The sequence below is a fragment of the Kitasatospora sp. NPDC058243 genome, assembly GCF_042882025.1.
Lineage (GTDB): Bacteria > Actinomycetota > Actinomycetes > Streptomycetales > Streptomycetaceae > Kitasatospora.
In genome coordinates, this window is record NZ_JBHVWW010000003.1 from 102,054 (window position 1) to 123,304 (window position 21,251).

Below are 21,251 nucleotides of genomic sequence, written 5' to 3' on the forward strand. Positions count from 1 at the left end.
GTCACGCTCCGGGGCCGGCGGCGCCGGTGAGCATCCGGCGGAGCAGGTCGCGCAGGACGGCCCGCTCGTCGTGGCCGAGGGCGGCCAGCGGCTCGCGGGCGAAGTTCAGCGATTCGCGCAGTTCCTCGGAGGCGGTGGCGCCGGTGCCGGTGGCGGCGACCAGCTTGACCCGGCGGTCCTGCCGGTCGGCCTCCCGGGTGACGAAGCCGCGGGCTTCGAGCCGGTCGACGATGCCGGTGATGTTGGACGGCTCGCAGCTGAGCGTCTGGGCGATCTGGCGCATCGGCATGGGGCCGCGGCGCAGCAGGGCGAGCACCTTGGCCTGGGCGCCGGTGAGCGAGCGGGCGGCGGCGGCCTCCTCGTACTCGCGATGGAACAGCGCGACCAGGTTGGCCATCAGATCGACGACCTCGCGGGTGATCTCGTCGGACTGCGGCGTGGCGGCCCGGGTCGACTGGGTGTCCATGTCCGAGAGTCTACCTGAAAAGTTGACAACATGAACCTTTCATGCCCATCGTTACTTCAGTAGCTCAACCTTTCATGCATCGGAACCACCTAAGGAGCGCCTCCCATGGCAGAGCAGGCCGCACCCGCGACCGCCCGTGAATGGCACCTCGCCGCCCGACCCCAGGGCTGGCCGGTGCCGACCGACTTCGCCCTGGTCGAGGCCCCGGTCCGGACCCCGGGCCCGGGCGAGATCCTGGTCCGCAACGCCTTCCTCTCGGTGGACCCGTACATGCGGGGCCGGATGAACGACGTGAAGTCCTACGCCCCGCCGTTCCGGCTCGGCGAGGCCATGGAGGGCGGCGCGGTCGGCTACGTGGTCGCCTCCGGGGCCGAGGGCTTCGCCCCGGGCGACGCCGTGCTGCACGGCCTCGGCTGGCGCGAGTACGCCACCCTGGACGCCCGCCACGCGGTCAAGGTCGACCCGGCCGCCGCCCCGCTCTCCGCCTACCTCGGCGTGCTCGGCATGCCCGGCCTGACCGCCTACGCCGGGCTGCTCGCCGTCGGCGGCCTCAAGAAGGGCGACAAGGTCTTCGTCTCCGGCGCGGCCGGCGCGGTCGGCAGCATGGTCGGCCAGATCGCCAAGCTCAAGGGCGCCTCGCTGGTGGTCGGTTCGGCCGGCTCGGCGGAGAAGGTCGCCAAGCTGGTGGACGTCTACGGCTACGACGCCGCCTTCAACTACAAGGACGCCCCGGTCCACGAGCAGCTGGCGCAGGCCGCCCCCGACGGCATCGACCTCTACTTCGACAACGTCGGCGGGGACCACCTGGAGGCCGCGATCGGCGCGCTCACCGTGCACGGCCGCGCCGTGCTCTGCGGCGCGATCGCCCAGTACAACGACACCACCGCCCCCGCCGCCCCGCGCAACCTGGCGCTCGCGATCGGCAAGCGGCTGCGCCTGGAGGGCATGCTGGTCAGCGACCACGCGGCGCTGCAGTCGCAGTTCGTCGCCGACGTGGCCGGCTGGCTGACGTCCGGCGAACTGCGCCACGAGGAGACCGTGGTGGACGGCTTCGAGCGCACCGCGGACGCCTTCCTCGACCTGCTGCGCGGCGTCAACACCGGCAAGATGGTGGTCCGCCTGGACGGCTGACCCTCCGTCAGCTCGCTGACCGCCCCGCCGCCCCCACCGGGCGCGCGGGGCGGTTTGCGTACGGGCGCAGGGGAATCGGTCGCACTACCGCATTCCGGCCGGATCCGAAAGTGCGTCATCCACGGTGCGGGGCGGCGCGGTACGGTGGGTCCCGCCTGGCGATGGGGCCGTTCGGGGGAGAGATCCGGCCGAGGGGTAGACCTCGTTGAGGATTCGACTAGCATTGAGCGAAAGCCTGTCCGTTTTGCTCAATTTAGTAGCTTAATGTCGGCTAGCGTGGGTAACTGTGGATCAACTGCAGGCACGAGGCAGCTGGGGAAGGCGACCCTCGTCCACAGCCTGGAGGTCCCGGTGACGACACGTGGAGTTCTCTACATCCACTCCGCGCCCCGCGCGCTGTGCCCGCATGTCGAGTGGGCCGTCGCGGGGGTGCTGGGTGTACGGGTGAGCCTGGACTGGATCCGCCAGCCGGCCTCGCCCGGACACTGGCGTGCCGAGCTTTCCTGGCAAGGGGAGCCCGGTACGGCCTCGAAGGTCGCCTCCGCGCTGCGCGGCTGGCAGCTGATGCGGTACGAGGTCACCAGTGAGCCCTGCGCCACGGCGGAGGGGGAGCGGTACAGCAGCACGCCCTCGCTCGGCATCTTCCATGCCGTCACGGGCATCCACGGCGACATCCTGATCCCCGAGGACCGGCTGCGCGCCGTCCTGCTGCGGGCCCGCAGCGAGGGGGCCGACCTGGAGGCCGAGATCTCCCGGCTGCTGGGCAAGCCCTGGGACGACGAGCTGGAGCCGTTCCGCTACGCGGGCGAGGGGGCCCCGGTGCGCTGGCTGCACCAGGTGGTCTGAGCCGGCGGGCGCACGACGCGGCGCATGAAGAGGGGCCGGCGAGCGCCGGCCCCTCTCGGTGCGTTCGGGCCCGGTGCGTACCGGGTCGGTGTGCGGACTAGCGGGAGCGGAAGGCCAGCACCACGTTGTGGCCGCCGAAGCCGAACGAGTTGTTCAGCGCCGCGATCCGGCCCTCGGGCAGCGGGCGGGCCTCGCCGCGCACGATGTCCGCGTCCACGTCGTCGTCCAGCTCGTCGACGTTGATGGTCGGCGGGGCGATCCGGTGGTACAGGGCCAGCACGGTGGCGACGGTCTCGATGCCGCCGGCGCCGCCCAGCAGGTGGCCGGTCATCGACTTGGTGGCCGAGATGGCGATGTGGTCGAGGTCGTCGCCGAGCTCCTTGCGCAGCGCCTTCAGCTCGGCGGTGTCACCCTGCGGGGTCGAGGTGGCGTGCGCGTTGACGTGCACGATCTCGGCCTTGTCCAGGGTGTTGCGGTCGAACAGGTCGGCCAGCGCGCGGGCCACGCCGGCGCCGGTCGGCTCGGGCTGGGCGATGTGGTGGGCGTCCGAGGACAGGCCCTGGCCCACGGCCTCGCAGTAGATCCGGGCGCCGCGCGCCTCGGCGTGCTCGACCGACTCCAGCACGACCACGCCGGCGCCCTCGCCCAGCACGAAGCCGTCCCGGCCCTTGTCGTACGGGCGGGAGGCGCCCTCGGGGTCGTCGTTGTTCTTGGACATCGCCATCATGTTGGCGAACGCGGCGATCGGCAGCGGGTGGATCGCCGCCTCGGTGCCGCCGGCCACCACGACGTCGGCGCGGCCGGTGCGGATCATCTCGATCGCGTAGCCGATCGCCTCGGCGCCGGAGGCGCAGGCGGAGACGGGGGTGTGCACACCCGCGCGGGCGCCGACCTCCAGACCGACGTTGGCCGCCGGGGAGTTGGGCATCAGCATCGGGACGGTGTGCGGGGAGACCTTGCGGGCGCCCTTCTCCTTCAGCACGTCGTACTGGTCGAGCAGGGTGGTCACGCCGCCGATGCCGGAGGCGATGACGGTGCCGAGGCGCTCGGGGGCGAGCTTGGAGGAGTCGTCGGTGGCCGGCGTCTCGTAGCCGGCGTCGGCCCAGGCCTCACGGGCGGCGATCAGCGCGAACTGGGCCGAGCGGTCCAGCTTGCGGGCCAGCGGCCGGGGGAGGATCTCGCCCGGCTCGACGGCCGTGCGGGCGGCGATCTTGACGGGCAGCTCGGCGGCCCACTCCTCGGTCAGGGCCGCCACTCCGGAGCGTCCTGCGACCAGGTTCTCCCAGGTGGTGGCGGCGTCGCCGCCCAGCGGCGTGAAGGCGCCGATACCCGTGACGACCACGGTACGGTTTTCAGCGGTCACTGGTTCTTCTTCTCTCACGATCGTGGGGTCGGCGGCGAGCCGAGGAAGGGCCCGGCCGGGCGCCCGGTGGGGCGTCCCGGCCGGCGGGTCGGCCAGGCTCGGGGGAGCCGGGCCGACGAGTCAGCCGTCCGAGGCGTCGAGAACGCCGGACGTGCTGGAGGGATCGAACGGGTCGATCGCTCAGGCGGCGGCGTTGGTGAGGATGTAGTTCACCGCGTCGCCGACGGTCTTCAGGTTCTTGACCTCGTCGTCCGGGATCTTGACGTCGAAGCGCTCCTCGGCGGCCACGACGACCTCGACCATGGACAGCGAGTCGACGTCCAGGTCGTCCGTGAAGGACTTCTCGAGCTCGACGTCCTCGGTCGGGATACCGGCGATCTCGTTGACGATCTCGGCGAGACCTTCCAGAACCTCGTCCTTGGTAGCCATACTGGCTGCTCCTCTTCGGTGTTGAACGCGTCCGACCGGCGGCCGGACGCAGGCTTTGCGGAATGAGTGGGGCGAAACGCGCCTAGGGGAGCGTAACGACTGCCGCGGCGTACACGAGACCCGCCCCGAACCCGATGATCAGTGCGAGGTCGCCGCTGCGGGCCTCGCCGCTCTCCAGCATGCGCTCCATCGCCAGCGGGATGGAGGCCGCCGAAGTGTTGCCGGTCTCGGCGATGTCGCGGGCGACCGGCACCGAGTCGGGCAGCTTGAGCGCCTTGATCATGGCGTCGGTGATGCGCATGTTGGCCTGGTGCGGGATGAACGCGCCGAGCTGGTCGGCGGTGACCCCGGCGGCGTCCAGCGCCTGCTGGGCCACCTTGGCCATCTCCCACACCGCCCAGCGGAAGACCGGCTGGCCGTCCATCCGCAGGGCCGGCCACTTGGCCTCCTCGCCCACGCCGTTGACGGCGTCGGGCTTGGCGAAGGCGGTGTCCCAGGCCTGGGTCTGCGAGATGACGTCGGACTGCGAACCGTCCGAGCCCCAGATCAGCTTGCCGATACCGGGCGTGTCGGACGGGCCGACGATCGCGGCGCCGGCGCCGTCGCCGAAGATGAACGCGGTCGAGCGGTCCGACTGGTCGGTCAGGTCGCTCAGCCGCTCGACGCCGATCACCAGCACGTACTCGGCGCTGCCGCCGCGGATCATGCCGTCGGCCAGGCCCAGGCCGTAGCCGAAGCCCGCGCAGGCGGCCGAGATGTCGAAGGCCGGGGCGGTGCCGCAGCCGAGCCGCTCGGCGATCTCGGTGGCGATCGCCGGGGTCTGCTTGAGGTGCGAGACGGTCGCGACGATCACGCCGCCGATCTGGTCCGGGGTGATCCCGGCCTGGGCGATGGCCTTGCCGGAGGCCTGCACCGACATCTCGGCGACGCTCTCCTCCGGGCCGGCCCAGCGGCGCTCGGCGATCCCGCTGCGGGTGCGGATCCACTCGTCCGAGGAGTCGATCCACTCCAGCACCTCGGCGTTGGGGATCACCCGGACCGGGCGGTAGCCGCCCACGCCGAGGATGCGCGCGTACTGCGCGCCCTCGGACGGGCGGATCTGCGGCTTCGTCATGCCTGGGTCTCCTGATCCTGACCGCCGTGCTCCGCGACGAGTGCGCGGGCCTTGTCCAGGTCGGCGGGGGTCTTGAGGGCAAGCGTCGCCACACCCTTGAGGTTGCGCTTGACCAGTCCGGTGAGGGTGCCCGCGGGGGACAGCTCGATGACGGCGGTCGCACCCAGCTGCCCGAGGGTCTCCATGCAGAGGTCCCAGCGGACCGGGTTGGAGACCTGCGACACCAGGCGGGTGAGCACCTCGGCGCCGGAGGCCACGACCTCGCCGTCCTTGTTGGAGACGTAGCGGACCTGCGGGTCGGCCACGGTCAGCGTCGGGGCCAGCGCGGCCAGCCGCTCGACACCCGGGGCCATGTGCTCGGTGTGGAAGGCGCCCGCCACCTTCAGGGCGACCAGCTTGGCACCGGCCGGCGGGTCCGCCTTCAGCGTCTCCAGCTGGGCCAGCGTGCCGGCGGCGACGATCTGGCCGCCGCCGTTGTTGTTGGCCGCGGTCAGGCCGTGCTCGGCCAGCTTCGCCGCGACGACCTCCGGGTCGCCGCCGAGCACGGCGATCATGCCGGTCTCGGTGACGGCGGCGGCCGCGGCCATCGCCCGGCCGCGCTCGCGGACGAAGGTCAGCGCGTCGTGCGCGCTCAGCACCCCGGCGCCGGCGGCGGCGGTGATCTCGCCGACGCTGTGGCCGGCCACGGCGCCGACCAGCTTGCGGGCGACGTCCTCGTCCGGGAACAGCTCACGGGCGGTCATCAGACCGGCCGCGACCAGCAGCGGCTGGGCGACGGCGGTGTCCTTGATCTCCTCTGCGGAGGCCTCGGTCCCGGCGTGCACCAGGTCGAGCCCGGCGACCTCCGACCAGCCGCGGAGGCGGTCGGCGACACCGTCCAGCTCCAGCCAGGGGCTGAGGAAACCGGGGGACTGGGCACCCTGTCCAGGGGCGACGATTACGAGCACGGTTCAACCCTCTCTCGCCAGGCGCCCAGGGGCGGGTAGGCGACGGTAACGAAGAAAACCATCCGGGATTGTAAGGTCCCTACAGGCGGTTCAGCTCGGCTCCCCGGCCGCGGTGAGTCGGCCGAGGGCGAGTGCGATCCGCAGCGTGAACGCCGAACGCACGTCGGACGGGGCGTACCCCGTGACGTCGGTCACACGTCGTAGCCGGTAGCGCACCGTATTGGGGTGGACGAAGAGCATCCGGGCGGCGCCCTCCAGCGAAGAGGCCTGCTCCAGGTAGACGCTCAGCGTTTCCAGCAGCGCCGAGCCGGCTTCGTCCAGCGGTGTGTAGATCTCCTCCACCAGCTGGCGGCGGGCGGCCTGGTCGCCGGCCAGCGCGCGCTCGGGCAGCAGGTCGTCGGCCAGCACCGGGCGGGGCGCGTCCGGCCAGGCGGCGCAGGCACGCAGGCCAGCCGCGGCGGCGTGCGCCGAGCGGGTCGCCGAGAGCAGGTCCGGCACGGTCGGGCCGACCACCACCGGGCCCGGTGCGAACTGGCCGATCAGCGCCCGGGCCGCGTGCACCGGCTCCTTGTCGCCGCCGACCACGACCACCAGGCGCTTGCCCAGCACCCCGGTCAGCACGTGCAGCTTGGCGTACCGGGCGGCCCGGCGGATCGCCTCGACCACCAGCTCGCTGTCGCCGTCCGGGGCGCTGCCCATCACCACCCGGACCTGGCTGGGCTGGCCCCAGCCGAGCGCCGCGGCCCGCGACAGCACGCCCTCGTCCGCGTCGCCGGACAGCAGCGAGTTGACCACCAGCGCCTCCAGCCGGGCGTCCCAGGCGCCGCGCGCCTCGGCCGCCTGGGCGTACACCTGGGCGGTCGCGAAGGCGATCTCCCGGGCGTAGACCAGCACCGACTCGCGCATGTCCGCCTCGTCGCCGGGGGCGGCCACCTCCTCGATGGCCTCCTCCATCACCTCGATCGTGGTGCGGATCAGCTCGACGGTCTGGCGCAGGGTGATCGCCCTGGTCAGCTCGCGCGGGGCGGTGCCGAAGACGTCCGTGGAGATCGCCTGGGCGGCGTCCGGGTGGCGGTACCACTCGGTGAAGGCGGCGATGCCGGCCTGGGCGACCAGGCCGATCCAGGAACGGTGCTCCGGCGGCATCCGCCGGTACCAGCCGAGCTGGTCGTCCATCCGGGAGATCGCGGCGGTGGCCAGCTTGCCCGAGGACTTCTCCAGCCGCTTGAGCGTCGCGGCCCGGCGCTCGGCCCGCTCGGCGGCCATTCTGCGCTCCTGCGCGGTCAGGCGGGGCGCCGCCCGGCCGGGGCGGTCGCGGCCGGCCCTGGGGGCCGGGCTCTTCCCGGTCGGCTCGGCCGTGGGACTGGGTTCGCTCTTGGAGTTCGCGGAAGCGGCTGGCACAAGGACAAGACTGCCTCACGTGGGTGACTGCTCGTGCACACCCCCCGGTGCAGCGGCACGGTGGTGCCGGTCACACCCACTACCGTGGGGCCCGTGACAGACGACGCCGCCCGCCCCCGCGCCGACCTGCGCCGCACCGCCGAGCGCTACCTCTCCACCCCGGCCGAGGGCGTCGAGACCCGACACGCGTTCTCCTTCTCCGGCCACTACGACCCGAAGAACACGCACTTCGGCGCGCTGCTCGCGTGCAACGAGGAACTCCTCGCCCCCGGCGCCGGGTACGAGGAGCACAAGCACCGGGACACCGAGATCCTCACCTGGGTGCTGGAGGGCGCGCTGGCGCACCGGGACTCCCAGGGGCACGGCGGGGTGGTCCGCCCGGGGATGGTCCAGCACCTCGGCGCGGGCTCCGGCGTCACCCACACCGAGCGCAACGTCGGCGGGGCCGCCGGCCCGGTCCGCTTCGTCCAGATGTGGCTCCAGCCGGACGTGTTCGACGCGCCCCCGGCGTACGGGCTGCGCAAGGTGGAACCGGCCGACGGCGGGTTGACGCTGCTCGCCTCCGGGCTGGAGCGCGACGCCGGGACGGACGCCCTGCGGCTGCGCCGCGGCGACGCCGCGCTCTGGCTGGCGACGGCGGGGCCGTGGCAGCCGCTGCCCGCACTGCCCGAGGCCGCCTGGCGGTACGCGCACCTGACCGCCGGCTCGCTCGGCTACCGGACGATCCCGGGGCCCAAGGGCGGCGGCCGCTCGATGGCCCCGGGCGACAGCGTGCGGATCACCGGCGACGCCTTCGCCGACCCGACGGCCGGCGAGACCGGCGCCGAACTCCTGCTCTGGGAGATGCACTCGCCGGTCTCGTACGGCTAGGTCCTGGCCTTTCAGCCTTTCAGTCGTTCAGCTGTTCAGTTCGGCCAGGACCGCGTCCGAGCAGGCCGGCCAGACCTCGGCGGCCCACGGGCCGAAGTCCCGGTCGGTGAGCGCGACGCAGGCCACGCCGGCCTCCGGGTCGACCCACAAGAAGGTGCCGGACTGGCCGAAGTGGCCGAAGGTGGCGGGCGAGTTGGCGGTGCCCGTCCAGTGCGGGGCCTTGCCGTCGCGGATCTCGAAGCCGAGACCCCAGTCGTTCGGCCGGCGGTGGCCGTAGCCGGGCAGCACGCCGCTGGTGCCCGGGAAGGCGACCTCGCGGGTGGCCTGCCGGACGGTGGACGGGTCCAGCAGCTTCGGGGACTGGAGCTCGGCGGCGAACCGGACCAGGTCCGCGACGGTGGACAGGCCGCCGGCGCCGGCCGGGGACTTGTGCGCGGTGTTCAGCAGGGTGTCGTGCATGCCCAGCGGCTCGAACACCGCCTCGGCGGCGTACCGGGAGAACTCGATCCCGGCGGCGTCGGACAGCGCCCGCGCCAGCGCGTCGAAGCCCGCGTTGGAGTACAGCCGGCGGTTGCCGGGCTCGGCGAACACCCGGTTCTCGTCGAAGCCGAGGCCGGAGGTGTGCGCGAGCAGGTGGCGGACGGTCGAGCCGGCCGGCCCGGCCGGGTCGTCCAGCTCGAAGACGCCCTCCTCGACCGCGACCAGCACCGCGTACGAGGTGAGCAGCTTGGTCACCGACGCCAGCGGGAACAGGTGCTGCTGCGGCCCGTACGTGCCCAGCACCGCGCCGTCCGCCCCCCGGACCACCGCCGCCGCGGCGTGGGGCACCGGCCAGTTCTCGATCATCCGCAAGCTCTCCATGCGCCCGACTCTAACGAAGGCCCGAAAACGGGTGGCGGGAGCACCCGGGTGCGAGGCTTGCTTGGAGTGCACTCCAACTCGATAGCGTCGTCGTCACCGCTCACCACAGGGGGTAACCGATCATGGCCACGCTCGCACCCGTCCAGCTCGACCTGCGGACCTGCGCCGACGTGTACCAGCGCCCGGTCGGCGATCCGGACCGGACCCCGCGGCACACCATCAGCGAGGTCGCCGTGGCCAGCGGGCTCACCGCGCACACCCTGCGCTGGTACGAGCGGATCGGTCTGCTCGACCCGGTCGACCGCTCCGCCAGCGGCCAGCGCCGCTACTGCGACGCCGACCTGCACCGGCTGGCCTTCCTGGGCCGGCTGCGGCTGACCGGCATGCCGATCGCCGACATGCTCCGCTACGTGGAGCTGGCCCGCGAGGGTGAGCGGACCTACGAGGCGCGGCGCCAACTGCTGGTCGACCAGCGCGAGGAGGTCCGCCAACGGGTCGCCGACCTCCAGGCCACCCTCGCCGTCCTCGACTACAAGATCGACCTGTACTCCGGCCGGATCGCCGCGTCCGACGAACCGGCCGTCCGCCGCCACGAGTAGCCGCCATCAGCACGCCGCACGCGGAGTACGCCGCACGCATGCGCCGCACGCAGAGGAAGAAGCAGAGCGATGACCGTTCCCGTCCTCCCCACCGCCCGACTCGGCACCGACGGCCCGTTCGTGGGCGTCCAGGGCCTCGGCTGCATGGGCATGAGCGACTTCTACGGCCCGACCGACCGGCCCGAGGCGCTCGCCACCCTGGACGCCGCCCTGGAAGCCGGCGTCACCCTGTTCGACACCGCCGACGCCTACGGCTTCGGCCGCAACGAGGAGCTGATCGGCCCCTTCGTCCGCGCCAACCGCGACCGGGTGGTGCTCGCCACCAAGTTCGCCGTGGAGCGCAAGGAGGACGACCCGAGTCACCGCGGCATCCGCAACGACCCGGCGTACATCCGGGCCGCCGTCGACGCCTCGCTGCGCCGCCTCGGCGTGGACGAGATCGACCTCTACTACATGCACCGCCGCGACCCGGCCGTGCCGCTGGCCGACTCGGTCGGCACCATGGCCGAGCTGGTCCGGGCCGGCAAGGTGCGCCGACTGGGGCTGTCCGAGGTGACGGGCGCCGAACTGCGCGAGGCGTACGCGATCCACCCGATCGCCGCGCTGCAGTCCGAGTGGTCGGTGTTCGCCCGGGACGTCGAGCGCACGGCGGTGCCGGCCGCGGCCGAACTGGGCGTCGCCTTCGTGCCGTACTCACCGCTCGGCCGGGGCTTCCTGACCGGGGCGTTCCAGGCCGCCGAGCAGCTCGCGGCGGACGACGTCCGGCGCACCCAGCCGCGCTTCACCGGCGCCAACGCGGCGGCCAACGCCGAACTCCTGGCGCCGCTGCGGGAGATCGCGACGGCCCGCGGGGTGACCCTCGCGCAGGTCGCGCTGGCCTGGGTGCACCAGCGGGCCGAGGTGCACGGGCTGACCGTCGTGCCGATCCCCGGCACCCGCAAGCGCAGCCGGCTCGCCGAGAACACCGCGGCCGCCACGCTGCGGCTCACCGCCGAGGAACTGGCCCGGCTGGAGCCGGTGGCGGGCGAGGTGGCCGGGGACCGCTACCCGGACATGCGCTTCACCCAGGTCGGCCGGGAGTAGCGGCGGTGGGGGAGCGGCCGCCCGGGCCGCTCCCCCCGTCCCGGGCGCCTGCTCAGACCTCCCGGCCGAGCCAGGCGGCCAGCCGGGTGTGCACGTCGGCGTCCGGGGCGACCGGCCGCACCTCGCCGAACGGGACCGCCCCGCCGCGGTGCTCGGCCGACAGGACGGCCTGGGCGACGGCCAGCGCGGCGTGCGCCAGGGCGTCGTCCAGCGGCTGCCGGGAGCCGAGCGCCCGGGAGATGTCCCAGGTGTGCGCGACCGTCTCCATCAGGTAGCCGCCGACCGCGATCCGGCCGGGCACCACGCCCCAGGGCGCGTGGGCCGGGCGGTCCAGCGCGGCGTCGTCCGCCCAGGCCGCGACGGCCCGGGCGCGGGCCCGGTCCAGCGCGCCCGGCCAGGCGTCGTCCGCCAGGTCCCCGGTGGCGGCGACGACGTCCTCGGCCCGGCCGCCCTCGCCCAGGTAGGCGAACCGGTGGATGCCGCCGACCACGTGGCTCAGCAGCTCCCGCAGCGTGAACGCGCTGCACGGGGTGGGCCGGTCGAGGACGTCCGGGGTGATCTCGGCGAACAGCTTCTCCAACTGGCCGAGGGCGAGCAGGTACTGCGGGCGGGCGTCCTGGACGGAGTTCACGTGGAATCAGCTCCCTGGGGTGGTGCGGGCTTTCGGTCTCGAACGGCAATCTCCCAGTAAAACCTGACAACCGCCGTCAGGATTGCTGGGATTCTGCTGCCATGAAGGCCGACCGCCTGCTCTCCATCCTGCTCCTGCTCCAGACCCGCGGCCGGGTGCCCGCCACCGAACTGGCCGGGCGCCTGGAGGTGTCCGTCCGCACCATCTACCGCGACGTGGAGTCGCTCTCCGCCGCCGGCGTGCCGGTGTTCACCGAACGCGGCCGCCACGGCGGCATCAGCCTGCTGCCCGGCTACCGCACCGACGTCACCGGACTGACCGCGGACGAGGCCCGGGCGCTGTTCGTGCTCTCCGCCCAGGGCGCGCACAGCGACCTCGGGCTGGACGGCGCGCTCGGCTCGGCGCTGCGCAAGGTGATGGCCGCGCTGCCGGCCCCGCACCGCCCGGCCGCCGAGCGGATCACCGAGCGGATCCTGGTCGACCCGGCCCGCTGGCTGCAGAGCGGCCCGGCGGCCGGCGCCGCGGCCGGCCCCGAACTGGGCGAGCTGCAGTACGCGGTGTTCGCCGACCGGCGGCTGCGGCTGAGCTACCGGCACAGCGGCACGCCGGCGCCGGTGGAGTACACCGTGGACCCGTACGGGCTGGTGAGCAAGGCCGCGGTCTGGTACCTGGTGGCCGATCTGCACGGCGAGCCCCGGCTGTTCCGGGCCGACCGGGTGCTGGCCGCCGAGACCACCGACGAGGCGGTGCGCCGCCGCGCCGGGGTGGGGCTCGGGGACGCCTGGGCGGTGCTGCGCGAGCAGGTGGAGCGGCTGCCGAAGGAGCTGCCGGTCCGGGTGCGGGTGCGGCGCGGGCGGCTGGACATGTTCGTCCGCATCCACGGCGGCCGGGTCACCGCGCCGCCGCCGGAGGCGGGCGCCGGGCCGGCCGAGGAGTGGGTCGAGGTGGCGATGGTCTTCCCGGCGCCGGCGGCCGTCCGCGCGCTGCTCGCCTTCGGCGCGGACGTCGAGGTGCTGGCCCCGCTCGCGGCCCGCCGCGAGCTGGCCCGGGCGGCGGCGGACGCCCTGCGCCTGTACCAGGAGTAGGGCCAGCGGTAGGTCGGGCTCTAGGAGTTCGGGTCGGGGCGGACGACGTCCTGGTAGTGGCCGAGCGAGATCGCCGCGAAGTTGTGCAGGCTGTCGGTGCCCTCGGTGAAGTAGCCGTTGTGGCCGGCCGCGCGGGCCGAGGAGATCTGCTCGGCGCCGAAGCCGCCGGCGGTCGGGTCGGCGCCGTGGCCGAGGCCGCCGACCTCCAGGTACGGGACGTTGCCGATCCAGTCGGTGGGGTTGCGGGTGGCCCAGACGTGCACACCGGTGCCCAGCTCGCTGGTGCTCTGCACGCCCATGCCGGGGCTGCCGAACACCATCAGGTCGGTGATCCCGGAGGTGTCGGAGGGCGAGGCGGCCGCGCGTGGGATCTCGGGGGCGGCGTTGCCGCAGACCACGGAGCCGTACGAGTGGCAGAGCAGGGCCGGGGGCGCGTCCGGCCGGGTGGTCTCCTTGAGCCCGGCGAGCAGCCGCTGCAGCCGGGGCGCGCCGACGTCGGCGAGCCGGGAGGTGACGGCGTCCGGGCCGAGGCCGGACGGGGTGACGTAGCCGGTCCAGGCGATCACCGCGGTGCGGGTGTTCGGCGCCTGCCGCTGCTCCTCGGTGTGCAGGGCGCGGGCCATGCCGGCCGGGGAGCGCAGCGGTTCGGGGGCCTGGTCGAAGTGGCCGAGGTCGGCGTCCGAGCCGGGGACGACGACGGAGATCCGCTCGGCGTCGGCGAGGTCGCCCCACACCTCGGTGATCAGGCCGCGGCCGCGCGGGTCGAAGGCGAGGATCTGCCGGTCGGGGCCGAGCAGGTGCTCGACGTCGTTGGCGCGGGAGACGGCCAGCTCGCGGGTGTCGGCGTCGAGCTTGCGGTCGGCGGCGCGGGCCCGGGCGCTGTCGCGTTCGGCGGCCAGCGCGATCCTGTTGGCGCGGTAGCGCAGGTCCAGCGGGGCGCCGTCGAAGTTGCCGACGACCAGCGGGTAGTCCCGGATCAGCCGGTCCAGCTCGGTGGGGGCGAGCGAGGCGAAGAACGCGGCGGCGGCGGCCGGGGTGGTGGTGGCCGGGTCGGGCAGGGTGCGGTCGAAGCTGTGGTCCTGGACCCAGGCGGCGCTGCCGGCCGGGGGTGTGGAGATCGCCAGCTGCTCGGTGGAGGCGGCCGCCTGGGCCGCCGCGGCGCCGGCGTCGGCGAGCACGGCACAGCCCGCGAACGCCCCGATCAGTACCCGCTTCCAGCGCCGACGGTTGCGCACCGCACCAACTCCCTTAGGGCCCGTCACCGTTTCTCGGGCGGTGCCCGGAGGTGCGATGAGACTGCCTGCTTCCCTGCGCAAGCGTAGGGTGCCCGGAGAGGTGACGCGCCCGCCCAAACTGTGGGATGGCTCACATGAACCGGCGGTGTCGTTTCAGCGTCACAGAGTGGCCCGCACGTCGAATTCGCGCACCATCCGCTTGGGCGCCGTGCGCCGCCAGGCCTCGACGACGAGGTCGCGCAGCTCCTCCGGATCGACCAGGTCCAGCTGGACGCTCACCCAGCCGTGCCGCCCGACGTACGGCGCGCTGGAGAACACCTCGGGCTCGGCGGCGAGCAGTTCGGCCTGGTCCTCGGGGGAGGCCTTGACGGTGACGGAACGGCCCCCGGGCGCGCCCATCGCGAAGATCCGGCCGCGGATCCGCAGGGTCTCGATGTCCCAGGTCGGCTCCTGTGCGGCCTCCGGCAGGGCGAGCGCCATCGCGCGGAACTCCTCGAACGTCACCATGCCCGCAGCGTAGGGCAGGGGACCGACAGCGCGCCCCCCGGTGCACGCGGGGCGCACCGGGGGGCGGGTGGGGGCGGGTGGCCCGGGCCGGGCGGTTCAGAGCAGCGAGGACCAGGCGTCGCAGGAGCGGTCGCCGGAGACCAGCCGGTCCGGGTGGCCGCTGCCGTCGGCGATCGAGATCCGGCGGTAGCTCTGGCCGGAGAAGCACCAGAACTCGCTCCGGCCGCCGACCCGCTGGCAGTCCGGGACGGGCAGGAAGCAGTCCACCCGGCTCAGGCCGTTCAGCGAGCCCCACTGGGAGAGTTCGCGGTCGGTGCGCTCGCACACGTCGGTGTGCGCGGCGCCGTCGGCCACCGAGATCAGCCGGTAGCGCTGGCGGCCGCCGGTGGTGTGGAACGCCCAGTACCAGCTCTTGCCGCCGACCCGCTGCTGGTCGGGGACGGGCAGGAAGCAGTCCATCCGGTCGACGCCGCCCAGCGAGTTCCAGGCGCCGAGGTCGCGGTCCTGGCGCTCCACGGCGCTGGTCGTGGATCCGCCGCCGCAGGTGATCGAGACGGCCCGGTACTGCTGGCGGCCGGCGGTGCTGTGGAACACCCAGTACCAGCTCTTGCCGTCCGGGTTCTGGAGGTCGGGCATCGGCAGGACGCAGTCGACCCGCCCGACGCCCTGCAGACACGTCCAGGCCGTCAGCCCGGTGTCGCCGTCGACCACGCGGTCGGTGTGGGCGGAGCCGTCGGCCACCGAGATCCGGCGGCACCGGTCGGCGTGGAACACCCAGTACTGGCTCTGGCCGCCCCTGCGCTGCTGGTCCGGGACGGCGAGGAACTCGTCGCAGGGGTACGCCTTGCCGGAGGCGGCCTGGCCGCCGCCGCCCTGCTGGGTCTGCCCGGTGGTCTGGTTTGTCGTTTGCCCGGTGGGCTGCCCGGTGGTCTGGCCGGACCCGCCGGTGAGCCGCCCGTCGCAGAGCGCCTTCAGGGTGCTGACGGACGGCATGAAGGCGTACACCGATCCGGTGGTCCGGACGAACTGCTGGAAGCTCAGCAGGGTGTGCTTGACCGTGCCGTCCGGATCCCGGCTCTCGAAGTCGACGTCCGGGGCCTCCTGGGTGACCGGGTCCTTGCCGGGCACCGGGTTGCGCTTGGGCGGGAAGTCCGGCTGGTCCATCCAGTCGGCCTGGATGAACTCGAACTGCCGGGCGATGTCCGCCTGGTAGCAGATGAACAGCAGGCCGCGCGGGTCGTCGGGGCCGCCCGGGCCCTCCGAGGCCGGGTCGAACGGCGAGCCGTACGGGGTGCCGCGGCGCATGATCCGACGGCCGTCGAGGGCGTTCGGGTCGAACGGCGGGTGGCTCGGGTCCTCCTGGAGGGCGGCGCGCGGGCTGGTCTTGCGCAGGTGCGACCAGAGCGGCGTGACCAGGCCCTCCAGGTCGTCCCGGAAGTCGAAGTCGTTGTCGTTGGAGGAGGTCGGGTCGTTCGGGGTGTCCCGGTCCTGGTGCTTGCAGACCGGGGCGCCGGAGCGCCAGCGGCCGACCATCCGGGCGGCCAGCCACTCGGTGGTGGCGTTGTCCGGGACGGCCTTGGCGAGTCGCAGCTCCTGGAGCTTGACCGAGACCTGCGACCACCAGCCGGGGACGTCCTGGGCGAGCCGGCGGACCACCTGGAAGGAGCCGTTGCGCGTCCAGTCCGGGTACTGGTCCTTGGGGAAGCTGAACGGGTCGTTGTCCTCGCCGCAGATGAACTCGCCGGCCGGGATGATCCGGGTGCCCCGGTGGCCCTCGACCTCGTCCGGGTTGTTCGGGTCCGGCCGGTCGAAGAAGCGCACGCCGGGCTCGCTGATGCCGTCCTTGAAGCCGAAGTGCTCCTTGCCGCGGCGGCTGCCCAGCAGGGTCTGGGCGTTCTGCTGGTAGGCGATCAGGACCCGGGCCTCGGCGGCCGCGATGCGCTGGGCCTCGATGGCCGCCTGGAGGTCCTTCTCGCTGTCCGCGGAGATCTTCAGCAGCGCGTGGACCGGCTGGTTCCTGCCGTTGCCGAACAGCCAGTTCTCCGGGGAGTTGTCGCCGCTGTCGCCGAGTGCGCCGGCCCGCTGCGCCGAGCCCTCCTTGAACGCCTCCAGGCCGCTGCCGATCGGCGGGGCCTGCGCGAACGGGTCGGTGGCGGAGAGCATCCGCATGCCCTCGTAGGTGAAGCTGACGCCCAGCCAGGTGGCCGTCAGCGACTTGGGGTCGTCGCCGCCGGAGGCGCTCCTGGCCTCGCTGAACGCCTCGTTGAACGTGGCGACCTGGCGGGTGGTGGCGATCTGCGGGACCAGCCGGCGCAGCCAGTCGCGGGCGCGCGCCGCGTCCTCGAACTTGAGGAACAGGACGCTGACGTTGTCCTTCCGGAAGCCGGCCAGGATGTCGCCCTGGATCTCGTCGCTCTGGCGCAGCCGCAGGTCGGTGGCCGTGGGGGTGCTCATGGGTGGGTCTTTCCTTCGCTGGGGGGCGGTTCGGGGATCAGGCCGAGGAGCTGAGCTGGACCCACTGCGCGACGCTGGGCACGCCCTGGTCGTTGAGCAGGAAGATCATGTACCAGCCGGGCGGCGCGGCCTTGGCGTCCGGCGGGGCCTGGAACTCCAGCCGGTTGCCGGCCCGGCTGGTGAGCCGCAGCTCGATGTGGCGCTGGCTGGTGTTGACCGAGTGGGTCGACGTGGTCGGCGCCAGCAGGACGGCCTTGGCGGCGAGCCCCGGGGTGGTGCTGGTGACGGTGAACTTCTTGTCGTAGCCGACCGGGGTGGTCGGCGCCCGGTCCAGCTGGGGCCGGCTGCCCTGGTTCAGGTAGGCGGGCTCGTAGATCTCGATGGTGCCGTTCATGGTGACGGGCCCCGTCGTGCCGGGGATGCCGCTCACCGTGCCGTTGACGTCCGGGTTGTTGGCGAGCTGCTGGAGCTCGTCGCCGGTCACCATCACGCGCCCGTCGGGCAGGACCACGGCGTTGGAGTGGTAGCCGCGCGGGAGCCGCTGGACCGGGCCGAGCTTCCAGTTGCCCTGGTCGTCGCGCAGTTCGACCTGGCGGTACTTGAGGTCGGCGTTGGGGTTGTACGGGCCGTTGCCGTAGTCGCGGATGTCGTACGCGCCGTTGACGGTCATCAGCCGGCCGTTGGGCAGCAGGAGGGTGTCGTCCTGGGTGCGGCCGAAGGCGCGGGACTTCTCGGCGGTCCAACTGCCGTTGGAGAAGCGCAGGGTGCTCGGGTTGTCGCGGTCGCCGCCGAGGATCAGGGCGGAGTCCGGGCCGTTGACGCCGCCGGGCAGCATGACCGCGGAGCCGTAGTTGCGCGGGCGGCCGTCCGGGCGGGCGGTGAGGTCGCTGCGGGACTCGGCGACCGGGTCGAACCTCCACTGCTCGGTGGGCTGGCGGCCGAAGCCGTAGACGTTGCCGTCGTTGAGCGAGAACAGGTGCGGGTAGTCCGTGGTGAACGGGGCGTCGGCCTTGAAGCGCTCCACCGGGGTGTTCTTCGGGGTGTCGTTCTTGCCCTGGGGGACGGGGAAGCCCTTGGCGGGGAAGCGCTCGACCACCGGGGTCGGGGTGCCGTGGCCGAGTTCGGACTGGCCGGACATGATCAGCTGCCGGCCGTCGGCGCCGGTCACCACCGAGGGGTACCAGCGGCCGACCGACATGTCGGGGTTGCGGGTCCAGGTCTCGGTCCACGGGTCGAAGACCAGCGACAGCTTGGCGCCGGTGCCGCCGTTGCCGCCGAGGTTCCCGCCGAAGACGCCGAGCATGCCGTTGGGCAGGAAGGAGTGGCCGGAGCAGAAGAACGGCACCGGGCGGGGCTCGTTGAGGCCGTCCGGCATGTCGGAGACCGGCGGGGTGACCTGTTTGAAGGCGTCCTTGCCGGTGCCCTTGGCCGGGTCCCAGAGGAAGGCCCGGCCGGCGTTCTCCTTGCCGGTGGTCTGGGTGGGGGCGGGTTCCTTCTCCGGGTTGGACTCGATCCGCTCGAAGGAGAACAGCAGCACCTTGCCGGTCGGCAGCAGCGCGACGTGGTCGCCGAAGTCGGGGGAGGAGAAGTACTCCTTGAACGTGCCGAACACCGCCGGGTCGAAGCCGGCGTTGGTGCTGGCCTGGGAGGCCGTCAGCGCGTTGTACCGGTTGGTGCGGGTGGTCTGCGGGTAGTCGCCGATGCCGCGGATGGCGGCGCGGGCCCGGGCGTGCTCCTCGGCGTGCTCGGGGCCGAGCGCGGCGACCTCGTCGTCCCGCATCTCGGCCATCACCCGGGGGGAGGCGATGTGCGGGGTGAGGTCGTTCTGGCCGGGGGTGGCCGGCCCGCCGTGGGCGGTGGCCGGGCCGACGGCGGCGAGCAGGGTGCCGATGGTCACCGCGCAGACCACGGCGGTGGCCGACAGCCGGCGGCGGGCCCGGCGCCGTGGCTGCGGTGCGGACGGGGACATGGATCTCCTCGGGGAGGGGGTGGGCGGGGAGGGTGGCGAATGCGGACGGAGGGGCCGCGGGCGGGCGCGGTCCAGCGATGGTCGCCGACCGTCACAGGAGATCACAGTGCGTGGTGGTTCGCATGCGGATGCATCCCGCTGCGGACCCCTGTGACGGGCGGCCCCGGAGTGGCCGTGGATCGGTCCCGGAACGGCCGAAGGGGCGCGGACCGATCGGTCCGCGCCCCTCCGGTGCCTCACTCTCCGGCGCAGGTCACACCATGCCCAGCGCGTACGCGGCGAACAGCGCCGCACCCGCCGCGGCCAGCGCCTTCCCGGCCCGGGAGAAGGCCGTCCACGGCCCGTCGAACCGCCGGGTGAACCACCCGATCGCCACCAGCACGGCCCCGAACAGCGGAAGCAGCGCCACCCGGACGGCCACCCAGCCGATCGAGTCCGGCGCGGTGGTCAGCCCCGGCACGGCGCCCAGTCCGGCCGCGCCGGGCACCGCCACCGCGAGCATCGCGCTCTGGTGCCAGCAGAAGATCGTCATCGCCGAGAGGTTGACCGCCACCACCGGCAGCCACAGCAGCGGACGGCGGGTCAGCAGCCGGCCCAGCCGATCCCGCAGCAGCACCGCGGCGCCGCACTGCGTCGCCGCCAGGGCCAGCACCAGCAGGGACGGCGGGTGCGAGTTGGTCCGCTCCATCCCGGGCACCCCGACCATGCTGGCCGGGTAGTGGAACGCCAGCAGCAGCGTGGCGAACAGCGCGCCGCCGCCGACCAGCAGCACCCGGGCCACCGGGCGGCCGAGCCGGCCCTGCGCCCACAGCACGCCCAGCTGGTAGCCGAACAGCCAGCCCGGCAGGATGTTCAACAGCCCGACCCAGGACGGCACCGCCTCCGCCCACGGCCCGTACCGCAGCAGGTCGACGGCGGCGACGGCGGCCACCAGGACGCCCGCCGACCAGCCGCCCAGTCGGCGCCCGGCCGCCACGCACAGCGGGGTGAGCGCGGTCAGCCCCAGGTAGACCGCGATGTACCAGAGCGGCTGCACCACCAGCGTCGCGCCGGTCCGCACGGTGTCCCCGGGGACGCCGAGCGCGGGCAGCAGCGCGATCAGCAGCGCCCAGACGGCCGTCACCCCCAGCACCGGGCGCAGCAGCCGCACCGACCGGCCGCGCAGCCAGCCCAGGTACGTCACGCCCTTGGCCCGGGCCCGCTCCAGCGACTGGACCGAGGAGTGGCCGCCGACCAGGAAGAACACCCCGAGCATCTGGAGCACCCAGCTGATCGGGGCGAGGCCGCCGAGCGAGGAGAGCGGGCTCGCGTTGTGCAGGGCGCCGTCGGCGGAGAGCGTGAAGCCGCCGAGCAGCCAGTGCCCGACCGGCACGGCGAGCAGGGCGAGGGCGCGCAGCCCGTCCAGGGCGCGGTCGCGGGTCTCGGGGGTGCGGGCGTCGACCTGGTGGGCGGCGCGGCGCAGGGCGGTCAGCGGGTGGGCCATGGCGGTGCTCCTTTCGGTGAGGCGGTCAGCGGTCAGCGGTCAGCGGTCAGCGGTCGAGGCCGAGGGCGATGGCGGCGAAGGCGGTGAGCGAGGCGGTGCCGGGGGCGAAGTAGCCGGCGTGGCCCTCGGATCCGGTGGCGGGCAGCGGGCGGGCGCCGAAGCCGGGGGCGGTCGGGTCGGCGCCGTGGCCGAGGCCGAGCACCGAGACGTAGGGGACCCGGCCGATCCAGTCGGAGTCGTTGCGGGCGGTGGCCCAGAGCGGGACGCGCGGGTCGAGGGCGGCGGCCGAGCCGACGCCCATCCCGGGCGAGCCGAGGACGACCACGCCGGAGGCCTGGTCGGGCCCGGGGCGGGCCAGCCCGCAGACCACCGAGCCGTAGCTGTGGCAGAACACCGTGGCCGGGGCCTGCGGGCGGGTGGTGACGGCGAGTCCGTCGAGCAGCCGGGTGAGCCGCGCGGCCCCGGCCCGGGCCAGGTCCTCGGTGGCGGCGCCCAGGCCGATCCCGACCGGGGTGGTGTAGCCGGTCCAGGCGATCACGGCGCTCTGCCGGTCGGTGGCCCGGTGGAGCGAGCGGGCCATGCCGGCGGGGGTGCCGTACGAGCCGGGGGAGCGGTCGAAGTTCTCCAGGTCGTTGTCCGAGCCGGGGACGACGACGGCGGTGCGGCGGGCGGTGGGGGGGGGGGCGGAAAAACCCGCGACCCCCCCCCCATCCGCCCTGGTTCCGAACAAAAACCCCCCCTCCCCCCCCCCACCAACTTTGCTTCTTCCTTTTCCTG

General features: G+C 73.6%; 20 protein-coding genes. 6 read left to right on the forward strand and 14 right to left on the reverse strand.

Annotated elements, in window-relative coordinates:
• Nucleotide 1: 1 nt before the first annotated feature.
• Nucleotides 2-466: a MarR family winged helix-turn-helix transcriptional regulator gene (locus ACFVX9_RS03515; RefSeq protein ID WP_380374967.1), complete on the reverse strand. Its 465-nt coding sequence runs from the start codon at nt 464-466 to the stop codon at nt 2-4.
• A 105-nt stretch (nt 467-571) separates the two neighbouring features.
• Between ACFVX9_RS03515 and ACFVX9_RS03520 the strand changes: the two genes are divergently transcribed.
• Together ACFVX9_RS03520 and ACFVX9_RS03525 are read left to right on the forward strand one after the other, a co-directional pair.
• Nucleotides 572-1,597, forward strand: a complete 1,026-nt coding sequence (locus tag ACFVX9_RS03520) for an NADP-dependent oxidoreductase (protein WP_063347463.1) — start codon at nt 572-574, stop codon at nt 1,595-1,597.
• Between the two features lie 351 nt (nt 1,598-1,948).
• A complete protein-coding gene (locus tag ACFVX9_RS03525) occupies nt 1,949-2,443 on the forward strand; it encodes a DUF3145 domain-containing protein (RefSeq protein WP_063347462.1) in 495 nt (164 codons plus the stop codon).
• A gap of 97 nt (nt 2,444-2,540) precedes the next feature.
• Here ACFVX9_RS03525 and fabF read toward each other — a convergent pair whose 3' ends face one another.
• From fabF to ACFVX9_RS03550, 5 genes are all read right to left on the reverse strand, one after another.
• Nucleotides 2,541-3,806: a beta-ketoacyl-ACP synthase II gene (fabF, locus tag ACFVX9_RS03530; protein WP_063347461.1), complete on the reverse strand. Its 1,266-nt coding sequence runs from the start codon at nt 3,804-3,806 to the stop codon at nt 2,541-2,543.
• A gap of 180 nt (nt 3,807-3,986) precedes the next feature.
• Nucleotides 3,987-4,235, reverse strand: coding sequence for an acyl carrier protein (locus ACFVX9_RS03535; protein WP_063347460.1), 249 nt, complete (start codon nt 4,233-4,235; stop codon nt 3,987-3,989).
• Nucleotides 4,236-4,317: 82 nt separating this feature from the next.
• Entirely contained in the window at nt 4,318-5,349 is a 1,032-nt protein-coding gene (locus ACFVX9_RS03540) for a beta-ketoacyl-ACP synthase III (RefSeq protein ID WP_350878134.1), read from the reverse strand.
• Complete coding sequence (locus ACFVX9_RS03545; protein WP_063347458.1) at nt 5,346-6,296, reverse strand: ACP S-malonyltransferase; 951 nt, start codon at nt 6,294-6,296, stop codon at nt 5,346-5,348. The genes ACFVX9_RS03540 and ACFVX9_RS03545 overlap by 4 nt, the downstream gene beginning before the upstream one ends.
• Nucleotides 6,297-6,386: 90 nt before the next feature.
• On the reverse strand, nt 6,387-7,562 hold the full coding sequence (locus tag ACFVX9_RS03550) for a CdaR family transcriptional regulator (RefSeq protein ID WP_063347457.1): 1,176 nt from the start codon (nt 7,560-7,562) through the stop codon (nt 6,387-6,389).
• A 228-nt stretch (nt 7,563-7,790) separates the two neighbouring features.
• Between ACFVX9_RS03550 and ACFVX9_RS03555 the strand changes: the two genes are divergently transcribed.
• Nucleotides 7,791-8,567 carry a pirin family protein gene (locus ACFVX9_RS03555; RefSeq protein ID WP_159398417.1) on the forward strand — a complete coding sequence of 259 codons (777 nt, stop codon included), beginning with the start codon at nt 7,791-7,793 and terminating at the stop codon, nt 8,565-8,567.
• A gap of 27 nt (nt 8,568-8,594) precedes the next feature.
• Here the strand turns inward: ACFVX9_RS03555 and ACFVX9_RS03560 are convergent, their stop codons facing one another.
• Nucleotides 8,595-9,428, reverse strand: coding sequence for a serine hydrolase domain-containing protein (locus ACFVX9_RS03560; RefSeq protein ID WP_363370030.1), 834 nt, complete (start codon nt 9,426-9,428; stop codon nt 8,595-8,597).
• 122 nt (nt 9,429-9,550) lie between these two features.
• Between ACFVX9_RS03560 and ACFVX9_RS03565 the strand changes: the two genes are divergently transcribed.
• Both ACFVX9_RS03565 and ACFVX9_RS03570 read left to right on the forward strand, forming a co-directional pair.
• Nucleotides 9,551-10,027, forward strand: coding sequence for a MerR family transcriptional regulator (locus ACFVX9_RS03565; protein WP_363370032.1), 477 nt, complete (start codon nt 9,551-9,553; stop codon nt 10,025-10,027).
• A gap of 69 nt (nt 10,028-10,096) precedes the next feature.
• Complete coding sequence (locus ACFVX9_RS03570) at nt 10,097-11,110, forward strand: aldo/keto reductase (RefSeq protein WP_380374956.1); 1,014 nt, start codon at nt 10,097-10,099, stop codon at nt 11,108-11,110.
• Nucleotides 11,111-11,162: 52 nt separating this feature from the next.
• On the opposite strand, the gene ACFVX9_RS03575 is transcribed toward ACFVX9_RS03570, so the two are convergent.
• Nucleotides 11,163-11,741 (reverse strand): TIGR03086 family metal-binding protein, encoded by a 579-nt coding sequence (locus ACFVX9_RS03575; RefSeq protein WP_380480087.1) that lies wholly within the window; start codon nt 11,739-11,741, stop codon nt 11,163-11,165.
• 101 nt (nt 11,742-11,842) lie between these two features.
• Between ACFVX9_RS03575 and ACFVX9_RS03580 the strand changes: the two genes are divergently transcribed.
• Nucleotides 11,843-12,826, forward strand: coding sequence for a helix-turn-helix transcriptional regulator (locus tag ACFVX9_RS03580; RefSeq protein WP_380341030.1), 984 nt, complete (start codon nt 11,843-11,845; stop codon nt 12,824-12,826).
• Between the two features lie 20 nt (nt 12,827-12,846).
• On the opposite strand, the gene ACFVX9_RS03585 is transcribed toward ACFVX9_RS03580, so the two are convergent.
• The 6 genes from ACFVX9_RS03585 to ACFVX9_RS03610 all read right to left on the reverse strand — a co-directional run.
• A complete protein-coding gene (locus ACFVX9_RS03585; RefSeq protein WP_387980163.1) occupies nt 12,847-14,061 on the reverse strand; it encodes an alpha/beta hydrolase in 1,215 nt (404 codons plus the stop codon).
• 159 nt (nt 14,062-14,220) lie between these two features.
• Nucleotides 14,221-14,568, reverse strand: a complete 348-nt coding sequence (locus tag ACFVX9_RS03590; RefSeq protein ID WP_063347451.1) for an MmcQ/YjbR family DNA-binding protein — start codon at nt 14,566-14,568, stop codon at nt 14,221-14,223.
• A gap of 96 nt (nt 14,569-14,664) precedes the next feature.
• Nucleotides 14,665-17,022, reverse strand: coding sequence for a Dyp-type peroxidase (locus ACFVX9_RS03595; protein WP_380374949.1), 2,358 nt, complete (start codon nt 17,020-17,022; stop codon nt 14,665-14,667).
• Nucleotides 17,023-17,059: 37 nt separating this feature from the next.
• Entirely contained in the window at nt 17,060-18,991 is a 1,932-nt protein-coding gene (locus ACFVX9_RS03600) for a galactose oxidase-like domain-containing protein (protein WP_387980166.1), read from the reverse strand.
• Nucleotides 18,992-19,244: 253 nt separating this feature from the next.
• Nucleotides 19,245-20,474 carry an acyltransferase gene (locus tag ACFVX9_RS03605; protein ID WP_380343806.1) on the reverse strand — a complete coding sequence of 410 codons (1,230 nt, stop codon included), beginning with the start codon at nt 20,472-20,474 and terminating at the stop codon, nt 19,245-19,247.
• A 46-nt stretch (nt 20,475-20,520) separates the two neighbouring features.
• A partial coding sequence (locus ACFVX9_RS03610; RefSeq protein WP_387980168.1) for an alpha/beta hydrolase occupies nt 20,521-21,251 on the reverse strand: 731 nt, incomplete at its 5' end.

Coding starts and splice junctions, on each gene's coding strand:
- ACFVX9_RS03515 (WP_380374967.1), bottom strand. CDS start 466: ATGGACACCCAGTCGACCCGGGCCGCCACGCCGCAGTCCGACGAGATC.
- ACFVX9_RS03520 (WP_063347463.1), top strand. CDS start 572: ATGGCAGAGCAGGCCGCACCCGCGACCGCCCGTGAATGGCACCTCGCC.
- ACFVX9_RS03535 (WP_063347460.1), bottom strand. CDS start 4,235: ATGGCTACCAAGGACGAGGTTCTGGAAGGTCTCGCCGAGATCGTCAAC.
- ACFVX9_RS03540 (WP_350878134.1), bottom strand. CDS start 5,349: ATGACGAAGCCGCAGATCCGCCCGTCCGAGGGCGCGCAGTACGCGCGC.
- ACFVX9_RS03550 (WP_063347457.1), bottom strand. CDS start 7,562: ATGGCCGCCGAGCGGGCCGAGCGCCGGGCCGCGACGCTCAAGCGGCTG.
- ACFVX9_RS03560 (WP_363370030.1), bottom strand. CDS start 9,428: ATGGAGAGCTTGCGGATGATCGAGAACTGGCCGGTGCCCCACGCCGCG.
- ACFVX9_RS03565 (WP_363370032.1), top strand. CDS start 9,551: ATGGCCACGCTCGCACCCGTCCAGCTCGACCTGCGGACCTGCGCCGAC.
- ACFVX9_RS03570 (WP_380374956.1), top strand. CDS start 10,097: ATGACCGTTCCCGTCCTCCCCACCGCCCGACTCGGCACCGACGGCCCG.
- ACFVX9_RS03580 (WP_380341030.1), top strand. CDS start 11,843: ATGAAGGCCGACCGCCTGCTCTCCATCCTGCTCCTGCTCCAGACCCGC.
- ACFVX9_RS03590 (WP_063347451.1), bottom strand. CDS start 14,568: ATGGTGACGTTCGAGGAGTTCCGCGCGATGGCGCTCGCCCTGCCGGAG.
- ACFVX9_RS03595 (WP_380374949.1), bottom strand. CDS start 17,022: ATGAGCACCCCCACGGCCACCGACCTGCGGCTGCGCCAGAGCGACGAG.
- ACFVX9_RS03600 (WP_387980166.1), bottom strand. CDS start 18,991: ATGTCCCCGTCCGCACCGCAGCCACGGCGCCGGGCCCGCCGCCGGCTG.
- ACFVX9_RS03605 (WP_380343806.1), bottom strand. CDS start 20,474: ATGGCCCACCCGCTGACCGCCCTGCGCCGCGCCGCCCACCAGGTCGAC.